At 49.1% G+C, this 15,563-nt stretch carries 14 protein-coding genes; 10 read left to right on the forward strand and 4 right to left on the reverse strand.

From position 1 onward, the window contains the following. The first annotated feature begins 172 nt into the window (after window positions 1-172). Window positions 173-1,828 (forward strand): diguanylate cyclase domain-containing protein, encoded by a 1,656-nt coding sequence (locus tag CRO03_RS04120; RefSeq protein WP_245861440.1) that lies wholly within the window; start codon window positions 173-175, stop codon window positions 1,826-1,828. Here the strand turns inward: CRO03_RS04120 and CRO03_RS04125 are convergent. Next, window positions 1,819-2,256 carry a CBS domain-containing protein gene (locus CRO03_RS04125; RefSeq protein WP_097110258.1) on the reverse strand — a complete coding sequence of 146 codons (438 nt, stop codon included), beginning with the start codon at window positions 2,254-2,256 and terminating at the stop codon, window positions 1,819-1,821. The genes CRO03_RS04120 and CRO03_RS04125 overlap by 10 nt on opposite strands. Window positions 2,257-2,557: 301 nt before the next feature. Here CRO03_RS04125 and CRO03_RS04130 point away from each other — a divergent pair, with 301 nt between their 5' ends. From CRO03_RS04130 to CRO03_RS04140, 3 genes are all read left to right on the forward strand, one after another. Beyond that, window positions 2,558-3,676 carry an efflux RND transporter periplasmic adaptor subunit gene (locus CRO03_RS04130; protein ID WP_097110259.1) on the forward strand — a complete coding sequence of 373 codons (1,119 nt, stop codon included), beginning with the start codon at window positions 2,558-2,560 and terminating at the stop codon, window positions 3,674-3,676. A gap of 12 nt (window positions 3,677-3,688) precedes the next feature. Further along, entirely contained in the window at window positions 3,689-6,775 is a 3,087-nt protein-coding gene (locus tag CRO03_RS04135) for an efflux RND transporter permease subunit (protein WP_097110260.1), read from the forward strand. 176 nt (window positions 6,776-6,951) lie between these two features. Beyond that, a complete protein-coding gene (locus tag CRO03_RS04140) occupies window positions 6,952-7,440 on the forward strand; it encodes a fasciclin domain-containing protein (protein ID WP_097110261.1) in 489 nt (162 codons plus the stop codon). A gap of 39 nt (window positions 7,441-7,479) precedes the next feature. Here CRO03_RS04140 and CRO03_RS04145 read toward each other — a convergent pair whose 3' ends face one another. Further along, entirely contained in the window at window positions 7,480-8,370 is an 891-nt protein-coding gene (locus tag CRO03_RS04145; RefSeq protein ID WP_097110432.1) for an EamA family transporter, read from the reverse strand. 270 nt (window positions 8,371-8,640) lie between these two features. Between CRO03_RS04145 and CRO03_RS04150 the strand changes: the two genes are divergently transcribed. Beyond that, window positions 8,641-9,924: a DUF3422 family protein gene (locus tag CRO03_RS04150; RefSeq protein WP_097110262.1), complete on the forward strand. Its 1,284-nt coding sequence runs from the start codon at window positions 8,641-8,643 to the stop codon at window positions 9,922-9,924. 69 nt (window positions 9,925-9,993) lie between these two features. Continuing rightward, on the forward strand, window positions 9,994-10,722 hold the full coding sequence (locus CRO03_RS04155) for a lytic transglycosylase domain-containing protein (protein ID WP_170948932.1): 729 nt from the start codon (window positions 9,994-9,996) through the stop codon (window positions 10,720-10,722). A 37-nt stretch (window positions 10,723-10,759) separates the two neighbouring features. Here CRO03_RS04155 and CRO03_RS04160 read toward each other — a convergent pair whose 3' ends face one another. Both CRO03_RS04160 and CRO03_RS04165 read right to left on the reverse strand, forming a co-directional pair. After that, the gene (locus CRO03_RS04160) at window positions 10,760-11,887 is read right to left on the reverse strand and encodes a PilT/PilU family type 4a pilus ATPase (RefSeq protein ID WP_097110264.1); all 1,128 of its coding nucleotides are present in this window, start codon (window positions 11,885-11,887) and stop codon (window positions 10,760-10,762) included. A gap of 37 nt (window positions 11,888-11,924) precedes the next feature. Next, window positions 11,925-12,977 carry a type IV pilus twitching motility protein PilT gene (locus CRO03_RS04165; protein ID WP_097110265.1) on the reverse strand — a complete coding sequence of 351 codons (1,053 nt, stop codon included), beginning with the start codon at window positions 12,975-12,977 and terminating at the stop codon, window positions 11,925-11,927. Window positions 12,978-13,007: 30 nt separating this feature from the next. On the opposite strand from CRO03_RS04165, the gene CRO03_RS04170 reads away from it, so the two are divergent. Genes CRO03_RS04170 through CRO03_RS04185 form a run of 4 tightly spaced genes read left to right on the forward strand, consistent with a single transcriptional unit; the run spans window position 13,008 to window position 15,551 of the window. Continuing rightward, window positions 13,008-13,697 carry a YggS family pyridoxal phosphate-dependent enzyme gene (locus CRO03_RS04170; protein WP_097110266.1) on the forward strand — a complete coding sequence of 230 codons (690 nt, stop codon included), beginning with the start codon at window positions 13,008-13,010 and terminating at the stop codon, window positions 13,695-13,697. Beyond that, window positions 13,681-14,505, forward strand: coding sequence for a pyrroline-5-carboxylate reductase (gene proC, locus CRO03_RS04175; protein ID WP_097110267.1), 825 nt, complete (start codon window positions 13,681-13,683; stop codon window positions 14,503-14,505). Before CRO03_RS04170 ends, proC begins: the two co-directional genes overlap by 17 nt. Window positions 14,506-14,523: 18 nt before the next feature. Beyond that, on the forward strand, window positions 14,524-15,063 hold the full coding sequence (locus CRO03_RS04180; RefSeq protein WP_097110268.1) for a YggT family protein: 540 nt from the start codon (window positions 14,524-14,526) through the stop codon (window positions 15,061-15,063). Between the two features lie 53 nt (window positions 15,064-15,116). Next, window positions 15,117-15,551: a DUF4426 domain-containing protein gene (locus CRO03_RS04185; RefSeq protein WP_097110269.1), complete on the forward strand. Its 435-nt coding sequence runs from the start codon at window positions 15,117-15,119 to the stop codon at window positions 15,549-15,551. Window positions 15,552-15,563: the final 12 nt, after the last annotated feature.

Genomic DNA, 15,563 nt, shown 5'->3' on the forward strand with positions numbered 1-15,563 from the left:
CGGGTAAACCGCCATTACTGTATCTTTATCTTTGTAAAAAACCTCTGCCTGGCAGAGGTTTTTTTATAGTAAAGTTTGCTTAAAACTGGTTAATCTCAATTATGACAACTAAAATTAAGATTCAATGGCTAAACATAGTAAGTATTTGCTTAAAGAATCCAGCTTAATTCAAATGCTTGATCCTCTGGCCGCTGACTGGAACAAATCACAGCGTTCAGCCCCTGACAATGCCGCCAGCAATCTCGCAGCAGAAATAGACTTTTCCCGTTTAAACAGCTTGTTTGATCACTTTCTTGACGCGATGGGGATCGCTATTGCTTTGGTGGGGTTAGACGGCAAAATACTCGCATCATCGAAATGGCAACGCGCCTGTATTCAGTTTCACCGGGTAAATAAAACCAGCCGCCAGCGCTGCCACGAGAGCGACATAGACTTAGCAAGCCAGTTACAGCAAGGCAGCAATTACGCGTTGTACAAATGTGGCAATGGCTTAACTGACTGCTCAACGCCACTTATTGTCGATGATGTTCATCTCGCTAATTTATTTATTGGCCAATTCTTTCTGACTGAACCCGATTTAGCATTCTTTACCTCCCAGGGGCAGGAACTTGGATTCAGTGAACAGGAATACCTCAGTGCGATAGCAGAAGTGCCAATAGTGGCAGAAGAAAAACTTCCCGCGCTATTAAATTTACTGACCTCACTGGCACAACAAATTGCCGAGCTTAGCATGGCCAATAAACGCTATGCCCATACCGTTAATACCGTTGAGCAACAGATTGCCGAGCGCACGCAGGAACTTGAGCTACAAAATCTGATTCTAAGCCAGATAAGTCAGGGGGCGGGGCTAACCGACATTTTAACTTGTATGGTCAGGCAAATTGAATTACTGCACCCGGGCATGCGCTGCTCAGTATTGTTGTTGGATCCAACCGGCCAGCATTTGCGGCACGGTGCGGCGCCCTCCCTGCCTGATTTCTATAATGAGGCAGTAGATAATCTGGCCATTGGTATCGGCCAGGGGTCTTGCGGCACAGCGGCTTACACCGGTGAGCCGGTAATCGTCGAAGACATTAACAGCCATCCTTACTGGCAGCCCTTTCTGGAGTTAACCCAGGCCGCCAATCTGGCCGCCTGCTGGTCGCAGCCGATAAAAAACGCCGAAGGCAAAGTACTGGGTACTTTTGGTATTTATCATAGCGAACCTTGCCAACCCACTGCCAGCCAACGTCAGCAAATTACCAGATACAGTAATCTGGCCGAGTTGGCAATCGACCGCAGCGTGTCGGCAGAAAAAATTCGCCGGTTGGCGTTTTACGATGATTTAACCGGGCTGCCCAACCGACGCTTACTGGAGGAACGTTTGCACCACGCTATTGTAAACAGCAAACGCAGTAAAAATTATTGCGCCATGATGTTTATTGATTTGGACAATTTCAAACCGGTAAATGATTTATATGGTCATAAAACCGGTGATCAGGTGCTTTGTCAGGTGGGAGAGCGTATTGGTCAGGTGGTACGGGAAGCCGATACCGTAGCCAGGTTTGGTGGCGATGAATTTATTGTTGTTTTACATGAGATTGCCAGTAACAAAGCAAATTGCAGGCAACGTGCCGAACAGGTCGCAATTAAAATAGCAGCAACTATTAGTGAACCACTGATGATTGATAAAGAAAAAAAGCTAAGCCACTGTTGCAATAGCAGTATTGGCCTGGTGCTGTTCAGTGGCGAACAGACAGCTGCCGACTTATTGCTACGCCAGGCAGACGCGGCAATGTACCAGGCGAAGAGCCGCGGCAAAAATCAGTTTTGCTGGTATCAGCCCTGAGGCTTTGCTTTTAACAAGCGCGCTGCCAACCTGACAAAGTCCGAGGAGGTTAAAATACCAATAATCTTATTAGCACTGTCTACTACTGGTAAGCAACCATGACGGTTAGACACAAAAAAGTCAGCGACATCAGAGAGCGATTGTTCAGCGTTGACAGCTGCAAAATCAGTCGCCATTAACTCGCTTACCAACAGCTGTTTTTCTTTGCGTTCTAATGCCACAGCGCCATACTGAGCCATTAGCCCCATCACCTTAGCGATCATTATTTTCTGGGTTAGCATCCCAACCAGCTCGCCATTAGCGTCAATTACCGGAATATGCCGCACGTTTTTCTGGCGCATTAAATCATGAGCATCTTTCAGACTGGCGCTACGAAGCACGCATAGAGGGTCTGCTGTCATTAGTTCGGCAACGGTCGTAATGGTCATAAAAATAACTCCTTGTCCGGTTATAATAATAGTCGGGCTAACATCAGCACCCTGATACAGGTATAGCGAAAATTTTACCGTCCTGCCTGAAGCTGGATCACGTTTAATGTGGATATTCTGTTTTATTTAACGCAATTGGCCAAATAACAGTGGTGTACGATAAACCATAACTGCAGGTCGTCAGTACTATTAACTCTGCGGTTATAAGCATTAAAACCAACACAGATAGTGTTACTAAATTTCACAAATAAAGGCAGCAATAATAGTTATACTTAGCCCTGATATTTGATAAGGAGAATCCATGTATAAGCGCATGTTTCTGATGCTGATTGTTGCCGGCCTGATTTTCGGCGGCATTTTCGGTTATAAGGCAGTTGGCAATTATTTTATGAACCAGTATTTTGACACTATGCCGATGCCGGTTGCTACTATTACCGCCACAACGGTTACCACTGCGCAGTGGCTGCCTTTTGTCAGCGCGGTGGGCAATTTTGCTGCGGTTAACAGTACCGAGCTTTCCACTGAAGCCAGCGGCATTATTACCAGTATTCAGTTCGATAATGCCAGTGAGGTGCGCAAAGGCCAGTTATTGTTAATGCTGGATGACAGTGTCGACCAGGCAGACTTAACCCGCCTGGCAGCAGCACAGAAACTGGCAGAACTTGAGCTGGACCGGCTGCAAACCTTACTGCGCGACAAAGGCGTATCGGAGCTGGATGTCCGCCGGCGGGAAAGTGAAGCCGCTCAGGCAAAAGCTGCAGTGGCCTCACAGCAGGCACGGATCGCTCAGAAGACCATTCATGCCCCCTTTGACGGCATTACCGGTATCCGGCAGGTGAGCCTCGGCCAGTTGGTGTCTCCCGGCGATAACGTCGTGTCGTTACAATCACTTGACCCTATATATCTGAATTTCAGTCTGCCCGAGCAGCAACTTGCCAGCATCAGCAAAGGCCAGCAATTAACCGTTAGTGTCGATGCCTGGGGCGAGCAGCAATTCAGCGGTGAAATTACCGCAATTGCGCCGGCAGTGCGGCAGTCCAGCCGGAGCGTTGAAGTGCAGGCAACCTTTGCTAACCCTGATCATAAATTGCGGCCAGGTATGTTTGCCCGGGTGCAGATGGATACGGGCCAGAGCAAAAAAGTTACTCTGGTGCCGCAAACCGCCATTCAGTTTAATCCTTATGGCAATTCAGTATTTGTCATCCGCGACAACGACGGCAAACTTACCGCCCATCAGCGATTTGTCAGTACCGGCCAGACCCGTGGCGATGTTATTGCCATTACCGATGGCCTTAGCGCAGGCGACAAGATTGCTACCTCAGGCTTGCTGAAGTTACGTAATGGTGCTGAAGTTAAAATCAGCGACAAACAACAGGCAACCCCGACTGCAAACCCCAATCCAGAACCGGCTAACCAGTAAGGACAGACCACAATGCGCTTTACTGATGTATTTATAAAAAAGCCGATTTTAGCATCGGTCGTCAGCTTGTTTATTATCCTGTTAGGCCTGCGCGCCATCATGGATATGAATGTGCGGCAGTTTCCGGAAATTCAGAACGCGGTCGTGACAGTTAATACTGTTTATGTCGGCGCTGATGCTGATCTTATTCAGGGCTTTATTACTACCCCACTGGAGCGGGAAATAGCTTCCGCTGAGGGGATAGACTATCTGGTTTCAACTTCTGTCGCCGGTTCCAGCACCGTTGAAGCGTTTTTACGGCTGGATTACGACCCGAATGAAGCACTGACCCAGATCGCAGCTCAGGTGAATAAAGTTCGCTCTGAGCTACCGGAAAATGCCCGCGATCCGGTTATTTCTCTGAAGGTAGGCCAGGACACAGCGGCCATGTACCTGTCGTTTTATTCCGAAGTGCTGGGCAATAACCAAATCACTGACTACCTGGTACGGGTCATTGAGCCACAACTGGCCACTATTCCTGGGGTACAACGGGCGGAAATTCTTGGCGCCCGCACCTTTGCCATGCGTATCTGGCTGGACCCGGCCAAGATGGCGGCATTTGGCATTACCGGCTCTGATATCAGCAACTCACTGCGCAGTAACAATGTCCTGGCGGCGCTGGGCCGGACGAAAGGCCAGATGGTAGCCGTAGATTTAAATGCCGCAACTGACTTACGTAGTGCTGAAGAGTTCGCCGATTTAGTAATAAGCGCCGATAGCGAAGCATTGGTTCGGTTAAAAGATGTGGCAACGGTAGAGTTAGGTGCAGAAAGCTACGACAGCTCGGTTAGCTTTAATGGGCTGGCTGCGACCTTTATGGGTATTGAAATCTCACCAGACGCCAATGCGTTAGACGTAATAGCTGAGGTAAGAAAAATCTGGGACCGCGATATTATTCCACAGTTGCCAGAAGGGCTGGATGCCGATATTCCATACGATTCTACCGAATATATTGAAAACGCTATCGACGAAGTGGTTATTTCAATCGTATTGGCGCTGGTTATTGTCATTCTGGTCATTTACGCCTTTTTAGGCTCGATGCGCAGCGTTATTATTCCGGCGGTGGCCATACCGGTATCATTAGTTGGTACTTTCTTCTTAATGTGGCTGCTCGGTTTCACGATAAACCTGTTAACCTTACTGGCAATGGTACTGGCGATCGGCATTGTGGTAGACGATGCCATTATTATGCTGGAGAACATTCACCGCCACATCGAACAGGGTAAGTCACGCATCAATGCCGCCATACTGGGTGCCCGCGAACTGGCCTGGCCCATTATCACCATGTCTACCACCCTGGTTGCGGTATTTTTACCTATTGGCTTTGTCGGCGGGCTAACCGGGGTGTTATTTGTTGAGTTTGCCTTTACCCTGGCTGCATCGGTTATTTTGTCCGGTGTGGTGGCGCTGACGCTGTCACCGGTGATGTGTGCTTATATTTTAAAAGCACACCAAAGCGATGAGCAGAATGAAAACTCGCTGGAACACTGGTTGGATCAGCGCTTTGACAAGCTGCGTAGCGGCTATCAACGGCAGTTACATGGTACCCTGAACTATTTGCCGGTAGTCCTGACGTTCGGCGCTATCGTGCTGGTATCCTGCTACTTTTTATTTACTACCAGCCCGTCAGAACTGGAGCCGCCTGAGGACCAGGGCTTTGTGTTTTCTATTCTGGAAGCAGACAGCTTTGCAACCCTGGATTATCTGGAAAAAAATACCAGCGAGCTGAATAAACTCAGTACGGTGGCACCAGAGATAAAAAATATTTTTATTATTAATGGTACCGGTAGCACTAATAATGCCATCGCTGGCTTTGTGTTGGCGCCCTGGGACCAGCGCGAACGCACCACAGCAACTGTGCTGGAACAGGATATTCAGCCCTTTATGGCAGACCTGCCAGGCATTAACAGCTTTGCGCTGGTGCCGCCTTCCCTGCCGTCACCGGGCGGTGGTACCCCGGTCGAGTTTATTGTCGGTTCAACCCAGCCGTTTGCTGCCTTGCAGGACGTGGTGCAGGAAATCCTGGGCCGGGCAATGGCGTCAGGTCGGTTTATTTTTGTCGACAGTGACCTGAAAATAAACCGGCCGCGGCAGACAGTGCAGGTCGACCGTGAAAAAGCCGCGCTGATGGGGGTATCAATGCAGCAAATTGCCGCTGATCTGGGCAGTATGATGTCAGGGGCCGATGCCGGCCGCTTTGCCCTGGACAATCGCTCGTACCGGGTTATCCCTCAGGTGTCACGCAGTGAGCGGCTAAACCCGGAGCAGCTAAAAGACTTTTACACCCGTAACCGGGATGGCGAACTGGTGCCACTATCCTCTCTGGTTAGCTTAACCGAGTCGGTCCAACCCCAGGCGCTGAAAGGTTTTCAGCAGCTTAACGCAGTGAAAATATCAGGTGTGCCACGCCCTGGTGTGCCATTAGGCGATGCCCTGGCCGTGTTGGATCAGATAGCCGCGGAGGTAATGCCTGCCGGCTTCAGTGTTGATTATGCTGGCCAGTCGCGGCAATTTAAGGCCGAAGGCCAGCAATTGGTCGTTACCTTCTTTTTCGCATTGATTGTAATATTCCTGATCCTGGCAGCGCAATTCGAATCGTTTAAAAACGCTATCATTATCATGGTCACAGTACCAATGAGTGTCTGTGGTGCATTAATCTTTACCAGCTTAGGCTTTACCAGTATCAATATTTATACTCAGGTGGGCTTACTCACCCTGGTAGGTCTTATTGCTAAGCATGGTATTTTAATCGTTGAGTTTGCCAATCAGTTACAACTGGACGGACGCAGCAAGCGTGACGCCATTGAAGAGGCGACCTCAATTCGCTTAAGGCCTATTTTAATGACCACCGCGGCCACAGTCCTGGCAATGATCCCGCTACTTATTGCTACCGGAGCCGGCGCTGGCTCGCGCTACGCGATGGGACTGGTGATTGCCAGTGGCATGACCATAGGGACCTTATTTACCCTGTATGTTGTGCCAGCAATGTATTTACTGCTGGCGCGAGATTATCAGTTACAACCTGAAGCCTCTGGCGCAGCTGAGCCAGCCCAAAGCTGAAAGGTAGTAACGTGAACCAGGTTATTGCAGGTCGGTAACTGCCAATCAGCAACATTTAATAAGCCCGTCAGCGCAAGTTGACGGGCTTTTTTATGAACAAACTGATCGCTTTGGTTGGTTAGGGCGTTATTAGTTGCGACAACTTTGTCCTGAAAAATGTAACAGAAGGAAACATCATGAAAGTCTCACAACTACTTACCGGTTCGCTGTTGCTCGCTTCGTTAATGCTGACTGTGCAGGCGCACAATCATAAAAAATCTGCCGATATTGTCGATACAGCGGTTGCTGCCGGCGATTTCACTACTTTAGTTACAGCAGTTAAAGCTGCCGATTTGGTCGACACGTTAAAAGGCGAAGGCCCGTTCACCGTATTTGCCCCGAACGATGCGGCTTTTGCGAAAATTCCAGCGGCTGATCTAAACGCATTGGTTGCTGATAAAGCCGCATTAACCAAGGTATTAACCTACCACGTAGTAGCCGGTAACGTAATGGCCGCAGATGTGGTTAAAATGGATTCTGCCACTACCGTGCAGGGTCAGGATATTGCTATTGAAGTAAAAATGGGCAAAGTCTATGTCAACGGTGCGGAAGTTATCGCTACTGATATTAAAACCAGTAATGGCGTAATCCATGTACTGGACAGCGTTATCATGCCAAAAATGTAACTGGCGATTCCAAAGCAGTGCTTTGCACCATTGCGCTGCTTAGTGTTCCGAAATGACCGGCGGGGCTTTTTCCGCTCTGCCGGCCGTTAATGAGCTGCCAAGCGACGCCGTAATGACCAGTAAAATCGCCAGCCATTGCCACAATGTTAGTAACTCCGCCAGAATAAGAAAGCCAGCCAGCGCCGCGATAGCGGGCTCCATACTCATAAATACACTGAAGTTTTGCGACGTCATATGACGTAGCGCCACCATTTCCAATGAGTACGGAATGGCACTGGATAATACGCCTACCAGTAATCCGAGCGGCAGCACCTGCCAGCTGAGTAATGCCATGCCCTGCGTCACTGCGCCAAGCGGCACCAGCACCAGCGCTGCGACAGTCATCCCCAGCGCTACAGTAATACCACCCGATGCTTGAGAGCCGGTTTTTTTGCCAAATAAAATATAACCAGCCCAGCAGGCACCTGCTGCCAGGGCCAGTATTACGCCAACGGGATCTAGCGCATCTGCACCGCGCATGTCCGGCAACAGCAGCAATATGCCGGCGATAGCACAAGCTACCCAGAATAAATCCCTTTTACGGCGGGAGGCCAGTAAGGCTATCGCCAATGGCCCGGTAAACTCCAGCGCTACCCCGATTCCCAGCGGAATACGGGCTATCGCCAGATAAAACAAAATATTCATGCCGCCCAGGCACAGGCCATAAATAATAATGGCCTGCCAGTCACGGCCCACCGGCAACGCCCGCCAGGGCCGGAATACCAGCCACAACACCATGGCAGAGAAGCCAAGGCGCAACGCAGTGGTACCGTCTGGTCCAATTAATGGAAAAAGCTGCTTAGCCAGTGAGGCTCCGCTTTGAATGGTGACCATTGCCAACAGCACGCTGCAAATTGCCAGCAATAAGGTTTTATTAAAGGTGCGCGCCATAGCAGCAGTCCGGATCATACATAGAAGCAAGGGGCTAATATTACCCGACACTGCCCCATCTTGCAGCAGCATGCGTTGTTTTAGTACAAGCTTATTGCGGCTTTAACCAGCCTATTCAGCCAAAGCGTCACAGATAATTCAAACCATTGTAATGAGTTAGGTGCAAGCTGCAGCTAAAGATTTGGCCGGCAACCAACTGGCACAGGATCTGCTTATTCTACGCTAACCGACTTATTGCCTTTACGGTTTTCTGCGATTGAGGACATGACTATGAGCAAACTGACCTTACGTAATCATCCATTGCGGGATGTACTGGACAAAGAACTTCGACAGCGGACTTTTCCGGCACTCAATGCGCCCTGCCGGTTATGTCATTTTACTTTTACCGTAGCCAGTGCGTCACGCCAGCTGGAATTCAGCCTGATGCAGCAACAGGCTGAACAACAGGGTGCTCATTTAACCGAGACCGATCAGGATCTGAATATCTCGTTATTTGCCGGCACACTGCGCTGGGAGCGTCACGGCGAGTTCTCGAGCTACACTTTTATTCTGCCCGGCACAGCACCCGCGCTGTTTGACGATCCGCTAAGTTTTTTACCCAGTCGCGACTGGTTTGATGAATTACCAGGTCAGGTTTTTCGGGTGGTACAACTAACTGTGATTCCTGCCAAAGCCCTGCCAGCCAAAGGAGAAATTAGTCGCTATTTTAACGATGAAACCTGTATCAGCAGCATGCTGGCCGACGAAAAAGCCAGGATCTGGACCGACTTTCAGAAACATGCAGAGGGGGCTGGCAGGTTGCTATTGGTTGACTATGGCTTAAGCGCTGCCAGGCTGGGACGGCTGGCCCAACAGCTATTTGACCTCGGAAACTACCGTAAACTGTCGTTGTTAGGCTGGCCGGTGGCGCGCCAGGCCTTACATAAACTGAATAGTCTGGAGCAGCAATTATCCGGGCTTACCCAGCGCATAGAGCAAGAGCGGGATAATGATGAGCGGCTACTTAATCAGATTAGTCAGTTGGCCGCCCAGACCGAGCACTTAATAGCGGAGACCAGTTCCCGGTTGTCCGCAACAGCCGCTTACTATCAGCTTACCCAGGACAGGCTGAAAGCGTTGGATGAAACAGCGATCAGCGATTTGATTTCGCTGCAGGATTTTACCGAACGCCGGCTGACACCGGCCTTTCGGACCAGCGAGTCAGTGCAGCTCCGACAGACAGCGCTCAGCGCCCGGCTTGGCCGCTCAACGGAACTTTTACGTACCCGGATTAACTTAAAGCTAGAGCAGCAAAACCAGCAGCTGTTGGTGTCAATGGATAAAAAAGCCCGGCAGCAACTGAAATTACAGCAGGTAGTGGAAGGCTTGTCTTTTGTAGCGATAAGCTACTACGCCGCCCAACTTGCAGATAAAGCTGTGGTTGCCGCTGCTTTCTGGCTACCCGGGCTTAATGTCAGCCTGTGGCGCAGCATCAGTTTGCCAATGGTGCTACTGACAGTAGCATTGCTGCTACTCTTTCTGAGCAGACAACTTAAAAAGGACCGGGCGGCTTAACAGATTTGACCAGAATAGGATTTTAGTGGCAATCTAACGGTACATAACGCTTCAGATGGATAAAAGCAATTGTCAGGTTTAGCTGCAAAAACATGCTGGGTGGGGGTGTTGCTTTGCCCGTTGCTGCTTAGCGCTATGCAACAAAGCACTGACGCCGGCAGCGAGCCTAAGCGCCAACTGAAACTAAGCCCTGACTCAGCCCGGCCGCTGCAGCAACCCAAAATATCGCCAACAGCGAAAGCAACGGCGGCTAATAGTATCGCTGTGTTTAAATCAAATCAGGCTGATGGCACAGTGCTGTTCTCAGACCGAAGACCGCTTAACCGGCCTTATCAGCAGCTGCATTTTGATTGTTTCGCCTGCGATCCCAACTCAAGTATCAACTGGTATAAAACGCCTCTATTTGTCCGGCCCTATAATCGAATCATTGATCGGGTGGCACTCGAGCAAAAACTTGATCCCGCACTGATCCGGGCAATTATTCATGCTGAGTCAGCCTTTCAGCCATCAGCTTTATCGAAGCGGGGCGCTATTGGTTTAATGCAGTTGATGCCAGATACAGCGGCAATGCTGGGCATTAGCGACCCTCTATCGCCTGAGCAAAATATTCAGGGTGGTAGTACTTACCTAGCGAAATTACTTAAACAATATAATGGTGATTTAACGCTTAGTCTGGCAGCCTATAATGCCGGACCAGGTAATGTCAGGCGGCATCAGGGGGTACCACCTTTTGCCGAAACGCAGGCCTATATCAAGCGGGTTCTTATACTAAAAAAACGCTATCAGCAGGGCGCCTGATTAAAGCGGCCTGCTGTTTATAGACGCAAGCTAAAAACTATTTATCGTCTTTATTTTCAAAACCTTCCAGTGTTACGCCGGATAAGAAGCCGGCACCTTTGGTTTCATTGTTACGCAGTTTTATCATCAGACGTAAATCGTTGGGCGAATCAGCATGGTGAATGGCATCGGCGTAGCTGATATCACCGCGTTGATACATATCATACAATGCCTGATCAAAGGTTTGCATGCCAAGCTCACGGGATTTACTCATTACGGCCTTGATGTCGCCCACTTCACCACGGGCAATTAAATCTGCGACCAGCGGTGAATTCAGCAACACTTCTATTGCAGCAACCCGGCCCTGGCCATCGGCAGTAGGAATAAGTTGCTGAGCCACTATCGCCCGTAAGTTAAGTGACAAGTCAAAGCGCAGTTTGTCATGCATTTCTTTTGGTACTAAATGCATTATCCGGTCAATGGCCTGGTTAGCATTATTGGCGTGCAAGGTAGCGATACACAAATGGCCGGTTTCAGCAAACGACAAGGCATATTCCATGGTGTCCTGGCTACGGATTTCACCAATCAGAATAACGTCGGGAGCCTGACGCAATGAGCTTTTCAGCGCGGCCTCAAATGACTCGGTGTCGATGCCAACTTCACGCTGGGTTACCAGGCTTTTCTGGTGCTCATGCACAAATTCAATCGGATCTTCAATAGTAAGAATGTGGCCCTTGGAGTTTTTATTCCGATAACCCAATAATGCCGCCAGTGACGTCGACTTACCGGTACCGGTGCCACCTACAAACAGCACCAGGCCACGTTTTGACATAATAATGTCTTTCATAATGGGTGGCAGGCCAAGTTCATCTGCACTTGGAATGGTGGTAACAATGCGTCGTACCACCATTCCTGCCTGATCACGTTGCCAGAATGCAGAAATCCGGAACCGGCCAGCATCGTTGGCAATCGCAAAGTTACATTCTTTACTGTGATTAAACTCGTGCTGCTGCTTTTCATTCATCGCATCCAGCACCAGCTCCAGTGATGCCGCATCGGTCAGCGGTATATCATCAATAGGGGTCATTTCACCATTGATCTTTGCAGCTACCGGCATACCGGCAGTGACAAACATATCAGAGGCACCCATTTTTACCATTTTTGTTAAAAAATCTGTCAGTTCCATTCCGTCAATTCCAATTTATCAATTACAGTAGACGGCTCTAAATCCGGCCCATAGCGCCAAAGGTGTTTTTGTCCTGAGCTTTGGTTTGCGCATCTTTTTGTGAAATTAAACCACGGTTTACCAGATTAAGCAGGCACTGATCCATGGTTTGCATACCATGGGAGGCACCCGTTTGAATTACAGAATACATTTGGGCAATTTTGTCTTCCCGGATTAAATTACGGATAGCCGGCACGCCAACCATAATTTCATGGGCGGCTATCCGGCCACCGCCAATTTTTTTCAGCAGCGTTTGTGAAATAACGGCTCGTAGCGATTCTGACAACATCGAACGCACCATATCTTTTTCTTCACCCGGGAATACGTCGATAATCCGGTCAATGGTTTTAGGCGCAGACGTGGTGTGCAAAGTACCAAAAACCAGGTGACCGGTTTCGGCAGCTGTCATCGCCAGCCGGATAGTTTCCAAATCCCGTAATTCACCCACCAGAATAACGTCTGGATCTTCCCGTAAAGCAGAACGCAAGGCATTGCTAAAGCTATGGGTATCGCGGTGCACCTCGCGCTGGTTCACCAGACAAAGTTTGTTGTTATGGACAAATTCTATCGGGTCTTCAATGGTTAAAATATGATCGTGACGCATGGTATTAATATAATCAACCATCGCCGCCAGGGTGGTACTTTTACCCGAACCGGTCGGGCCTGTTACCAGCACCAGACCACGTGGGTTTTCAGAAATAGTCTTGAAAATATCCGGCGCGCCCAAATCATCTAAGGTAAGTACGTCACTGGGGATGGTCCGGAATACCGCTGACGCGCCGCGGTTCTGCACAAAAGCATTAACCCGGAACCGTGCCAGGTTCGGCACTTCGAACGAAAAATCTGATTCGAGATTCTCTTCGTATTCTTTACGTTGTTTATCCGTCATAATTTCGTACACCAGTGCATGTACTTCCTTATGAGTCAGCGGCGGTATATTAAGTTTACGAACATCGCCATCAACCCGGATAAGCGGCGGTACGCCAGCAGAAAGGTGTAAATCTGATGCTTTATGTTCCACACTAAAGGCTAATAATTCGGTAATATCCATGACAATATCTACTCCAACTTGCCAACAAATATGAATAACATAGCAGAACAACTGAGCGCCGCCTATCACAACATTGCAGAAAATTGCCGCCAGCTTCAGCGCGATCCGCAAAGTGTGCAACTTATCGCCGTCAGTAAAACCAAACCGGTCAGCGCAATAACTGCAGCCTATCAAGCAGGTCAGCGCCAGTTTGGCGAGAACTATCCGCAAGAATTGCTCAGTAAAGCTGAACAACTCACTGCTCTGCCAGAGCTGGAGTGGCACTTTATCGGGCCACTGCAATCAAATAAAACCCGGTTAGTGGCAGAGCATGCCAGCTGGGTGCACAGTATTGACCGCTTAAAAATAGCTGAACGTTTGTCAGCCCAGCGCCCTGCCTCGCAAAAGCCTTTGCAGGTGTTGCTGCAAATTAATATCAGTGATGAAGATAGCAAAGCCGGTATCAGTGCCGCCCAGCTGCCTGAATTAGCGACCGCTGTGGCGAAGTTACCACAACTGCAGTTACGAGGGCTGATGGCTATACCGGCCCCTGGGGACAGTGAACGGGCCTTTGCCGCAATGCAACAACTGTCAAAAAAGCTGCGACAACAACACCCTGGCGCAACTGAACTATCAATGGGCATGTCAGACGACTGGCCGCTTGCTCTGCAATATGGCGCAACTATGATAAGATTAGGCACCGCAATTTTTGGCGCAAGGACTTATGAAAGAAATGAATGACAACACCGTCGCCTTTATCGGCGCAGGCAATATGGCACGCTGTGTCATTGCCGCCATGGTAAATGCCGGCTACCCGGCAGCGAATATTATTGCCGCAAACCGCAGCCAGCCAAAGTTAACCGCTCTGGCTGCTGATTACGGTATCAATACTACCCTGGATAACATTGAAGCAGTAACCAAAGCCGATATCATTGTGTTAGCAGTAAAACCGCAGATGATGCAGGATTTATGCGAGAAACTGCTACAAAGTGCGCCTGAGATTCAGGAAAAGCTGTTTGTAACCATAGCGGCGGGTATTGAAGTAAAACGCTATGAGCAGTGGCTGGGTCAGGTAAGATTAGTCCGCGCCATGCCTAATACTCCATCGTTAGTCGGCCAGGGTGTCACCGGGCTGTTCCCCAGCCGCTGCTCTAACTATGAGCGCGCCTTTGTTGACCATATGTTCAGTGGCACCGGCATGAATGTCTGGCTGGAACAGGAAGCGCAAATTAACCACATTATCGCCGTCACGGGCAGCTCACCGGCTTACTTCTTCTTCTTTATGCAGTCGATGCAACAGGTGGCTGAAAAGCTCGGGTTTGCACCGGAACAAGCCAAAGCTATGGTCGCGAAAACAGCACTGGGTGCCGCGACCATGGCATTAGAGAGCGACGAAAGCTTTGCGCAGTTGCGGGCCAACGTTACGTCGAAAGGCGGTACTACCCATGAAGCAGTGACCACCTTTGCTGATCAGGGCTTGGAAAAAATGGTCGCCGACGCCATGTATGCCGCTATTAAACGTGCTGAAGAAATGGCACAACAAATTTAAGTTGCCGGAGAGCCCATCATGCAGGCTATGCTGTTTTTAATTAATACTGCTTTTAACTTACTGTTAATGCTGGTTATTTTGCGAGCGTGGTTGCAGTTGGCCAGAGCCGACTTCTACAACCCGTTCAGCCAGTTTATTGTCAAAGTAACTAATCCGGCGGTGCTGCCGTTAAGGCGGTTAATTCCCAGCATCGGCAAACTCGATACAGCGACGGTCGTGTTGGCGTATCTGGTGGCGGTAGCTAAACTTATCGTATTGCAATTGGTGCTGGTTGGCAGCATTCAGATACCGGCGACCTTTATCAGCGGACTATTGGTGCTGCTAAAAGAAACGCTTAATCTGTTGTTCTGGATTTTAATTATCCGGGCATTATTAAGCTGGTTCAGCCAGGGCAATAATCCGATAGAACTGGTGATGCACCAACTGACAGAGCCCCTACTGCGGCCGGTTAGAAAAATAATACCACCAATGGGCGGCCTCGATTTATCGGTGTTTGTTTTAATTATCGCTATTCAGTTTATTAATCTTTTATTTAGCGACATTTTCCGGGGCCTGTAATCTCACCTGCAGAGAGCGGGCAACAAGCTAACAATAGTAACAGGAGCAAAAATATGAAAAATTCAGGTTATTTAGCACTGTTCTTTGGTGTGTTGATGTTACTTGTAAGTACCCAGGCTGATGCTGAACAAATGAAGAAACTGGGTAATTGGGATGTGCATTACATCGCCTTTCCGGCCACTTTTTTAACGCCGGAAATAGCCGTTGAGAATGAGATCCAACGTAGCAAATTTAACGGCGTTATCAATATTTCAATACTGGACAGCGCCAGCCAGCAAGCACAACAAGTAGCAATTAGCGGTATAGCAAAAGACTTGTTTGGCCGGCAGCGCGAGCTGGAGTTTAATCAGGTAGTGGAAGGCGATGCAGTTTATTATCTGGCAACGGTACCTTATCAGAATGAACAGCTGTATAATTTTACTATCAATATTGGCCAGGGAAATCAGCAACAGCAGCTGACATTCAGTCATACGTTTTTTGTCGATTAACATTTAACCATT

It is taken from the genome of Arsukibacterium tuosuense (assembly GCF_900215315.1).
GTDB classification, from domain to species: Bacteria; Pseudomonadota; Gammaproteobacteria; order Enterobacterales; family Alteromonadaceae; genus Alishewanella; species Alishewanella tuosuense.

Coding starts and splice junctions, on each gene's coding strand:
- CRO03_RS04120 (WP_245861440.1), top strand. CDS start 173: ATGCTTGATCCTCTGGCCGCTGACTGGAACAAATCACAGCGTTCAGCC.
- CRO03_RS04125 (WP_097110258.1), bottom strand. CDS start 2,256: ATGACCATTACGACCGTTGCCGAACTAATGACAGCAGACCCTCTATGC.
- CRO03_RS04130 (WP_097110259.1), top strand. CDS start 2,558: ATGTATAAGCGCATGTTTCTGATGCTGATTGTTGCCGGCCTGATTTTC.
- CRO03_RS04135 (WP_097110260.1), top strand. CDS start 3,689: ATGCGCTTTACTGATGTATTTATAAAAAAGCCGATTTTAGCATCGGTC.
- CRO03_RS04140 (WP_097110261.1), top strand. CDS start 6,952: ATGAAAGTCTCACAACTACTTACCGGTTCGCTGTTGCTCGCTTCGTTA.
- CRO03_RS04145 (WP_097110432.1), bottom strand. CDS start 8,370: ATGGCGCGCACCTTTAATAAAACCTTATTGCTGGCAATTTGCAGCGTG.
- CRO03_RS04150 (WP_097110262.1), top strand. CDS start 8,641: ATGAGCAAACTGACCTTACGTAATCATCCATTGCGGGATGTACTGGAC.
- CRO03_RS04160 (WP_097110264.1), bottom strand. CDS start 11,887: ATGGAACTGACAGATTTTTTAACAAAAATGGTAAAAATGGGTGCCTCT.
- CRO03_RS04165 (WP_097110265.1), bottom strand. CDS start 12,977: ATGGATATTACCGAATTATTAGCCTTTAGTGTGGAACATAAAGCATCA.
- CRO03_RS04170 (WP_097110266.1), top strand. CDS start 13,008: ATGAATAACATAGCAGAACAACTGAGCGCCGCCTATCACAACATTGCA.
- proC (WP_097110267.1), top strand. CDS start 13,681: ATGAAAGAAATGAATGACAACACCGTCGCCTTTATCGGCGCAGGCAAT.
- CRO03_RS04180 (WP_097110268.1), top strand. CDS start 14,524: ATGCAGGCTATGCTGTTTTTAATTAATACTGCTTTTAACTTACTGTTA.
- CRO03_RS04185 (WP_097110269.1), top strand. CDS start 15,117: ATGAAAAATTCAGGTTATTTAGCACTGTTCTTTGGTGTGTTGATGTTA.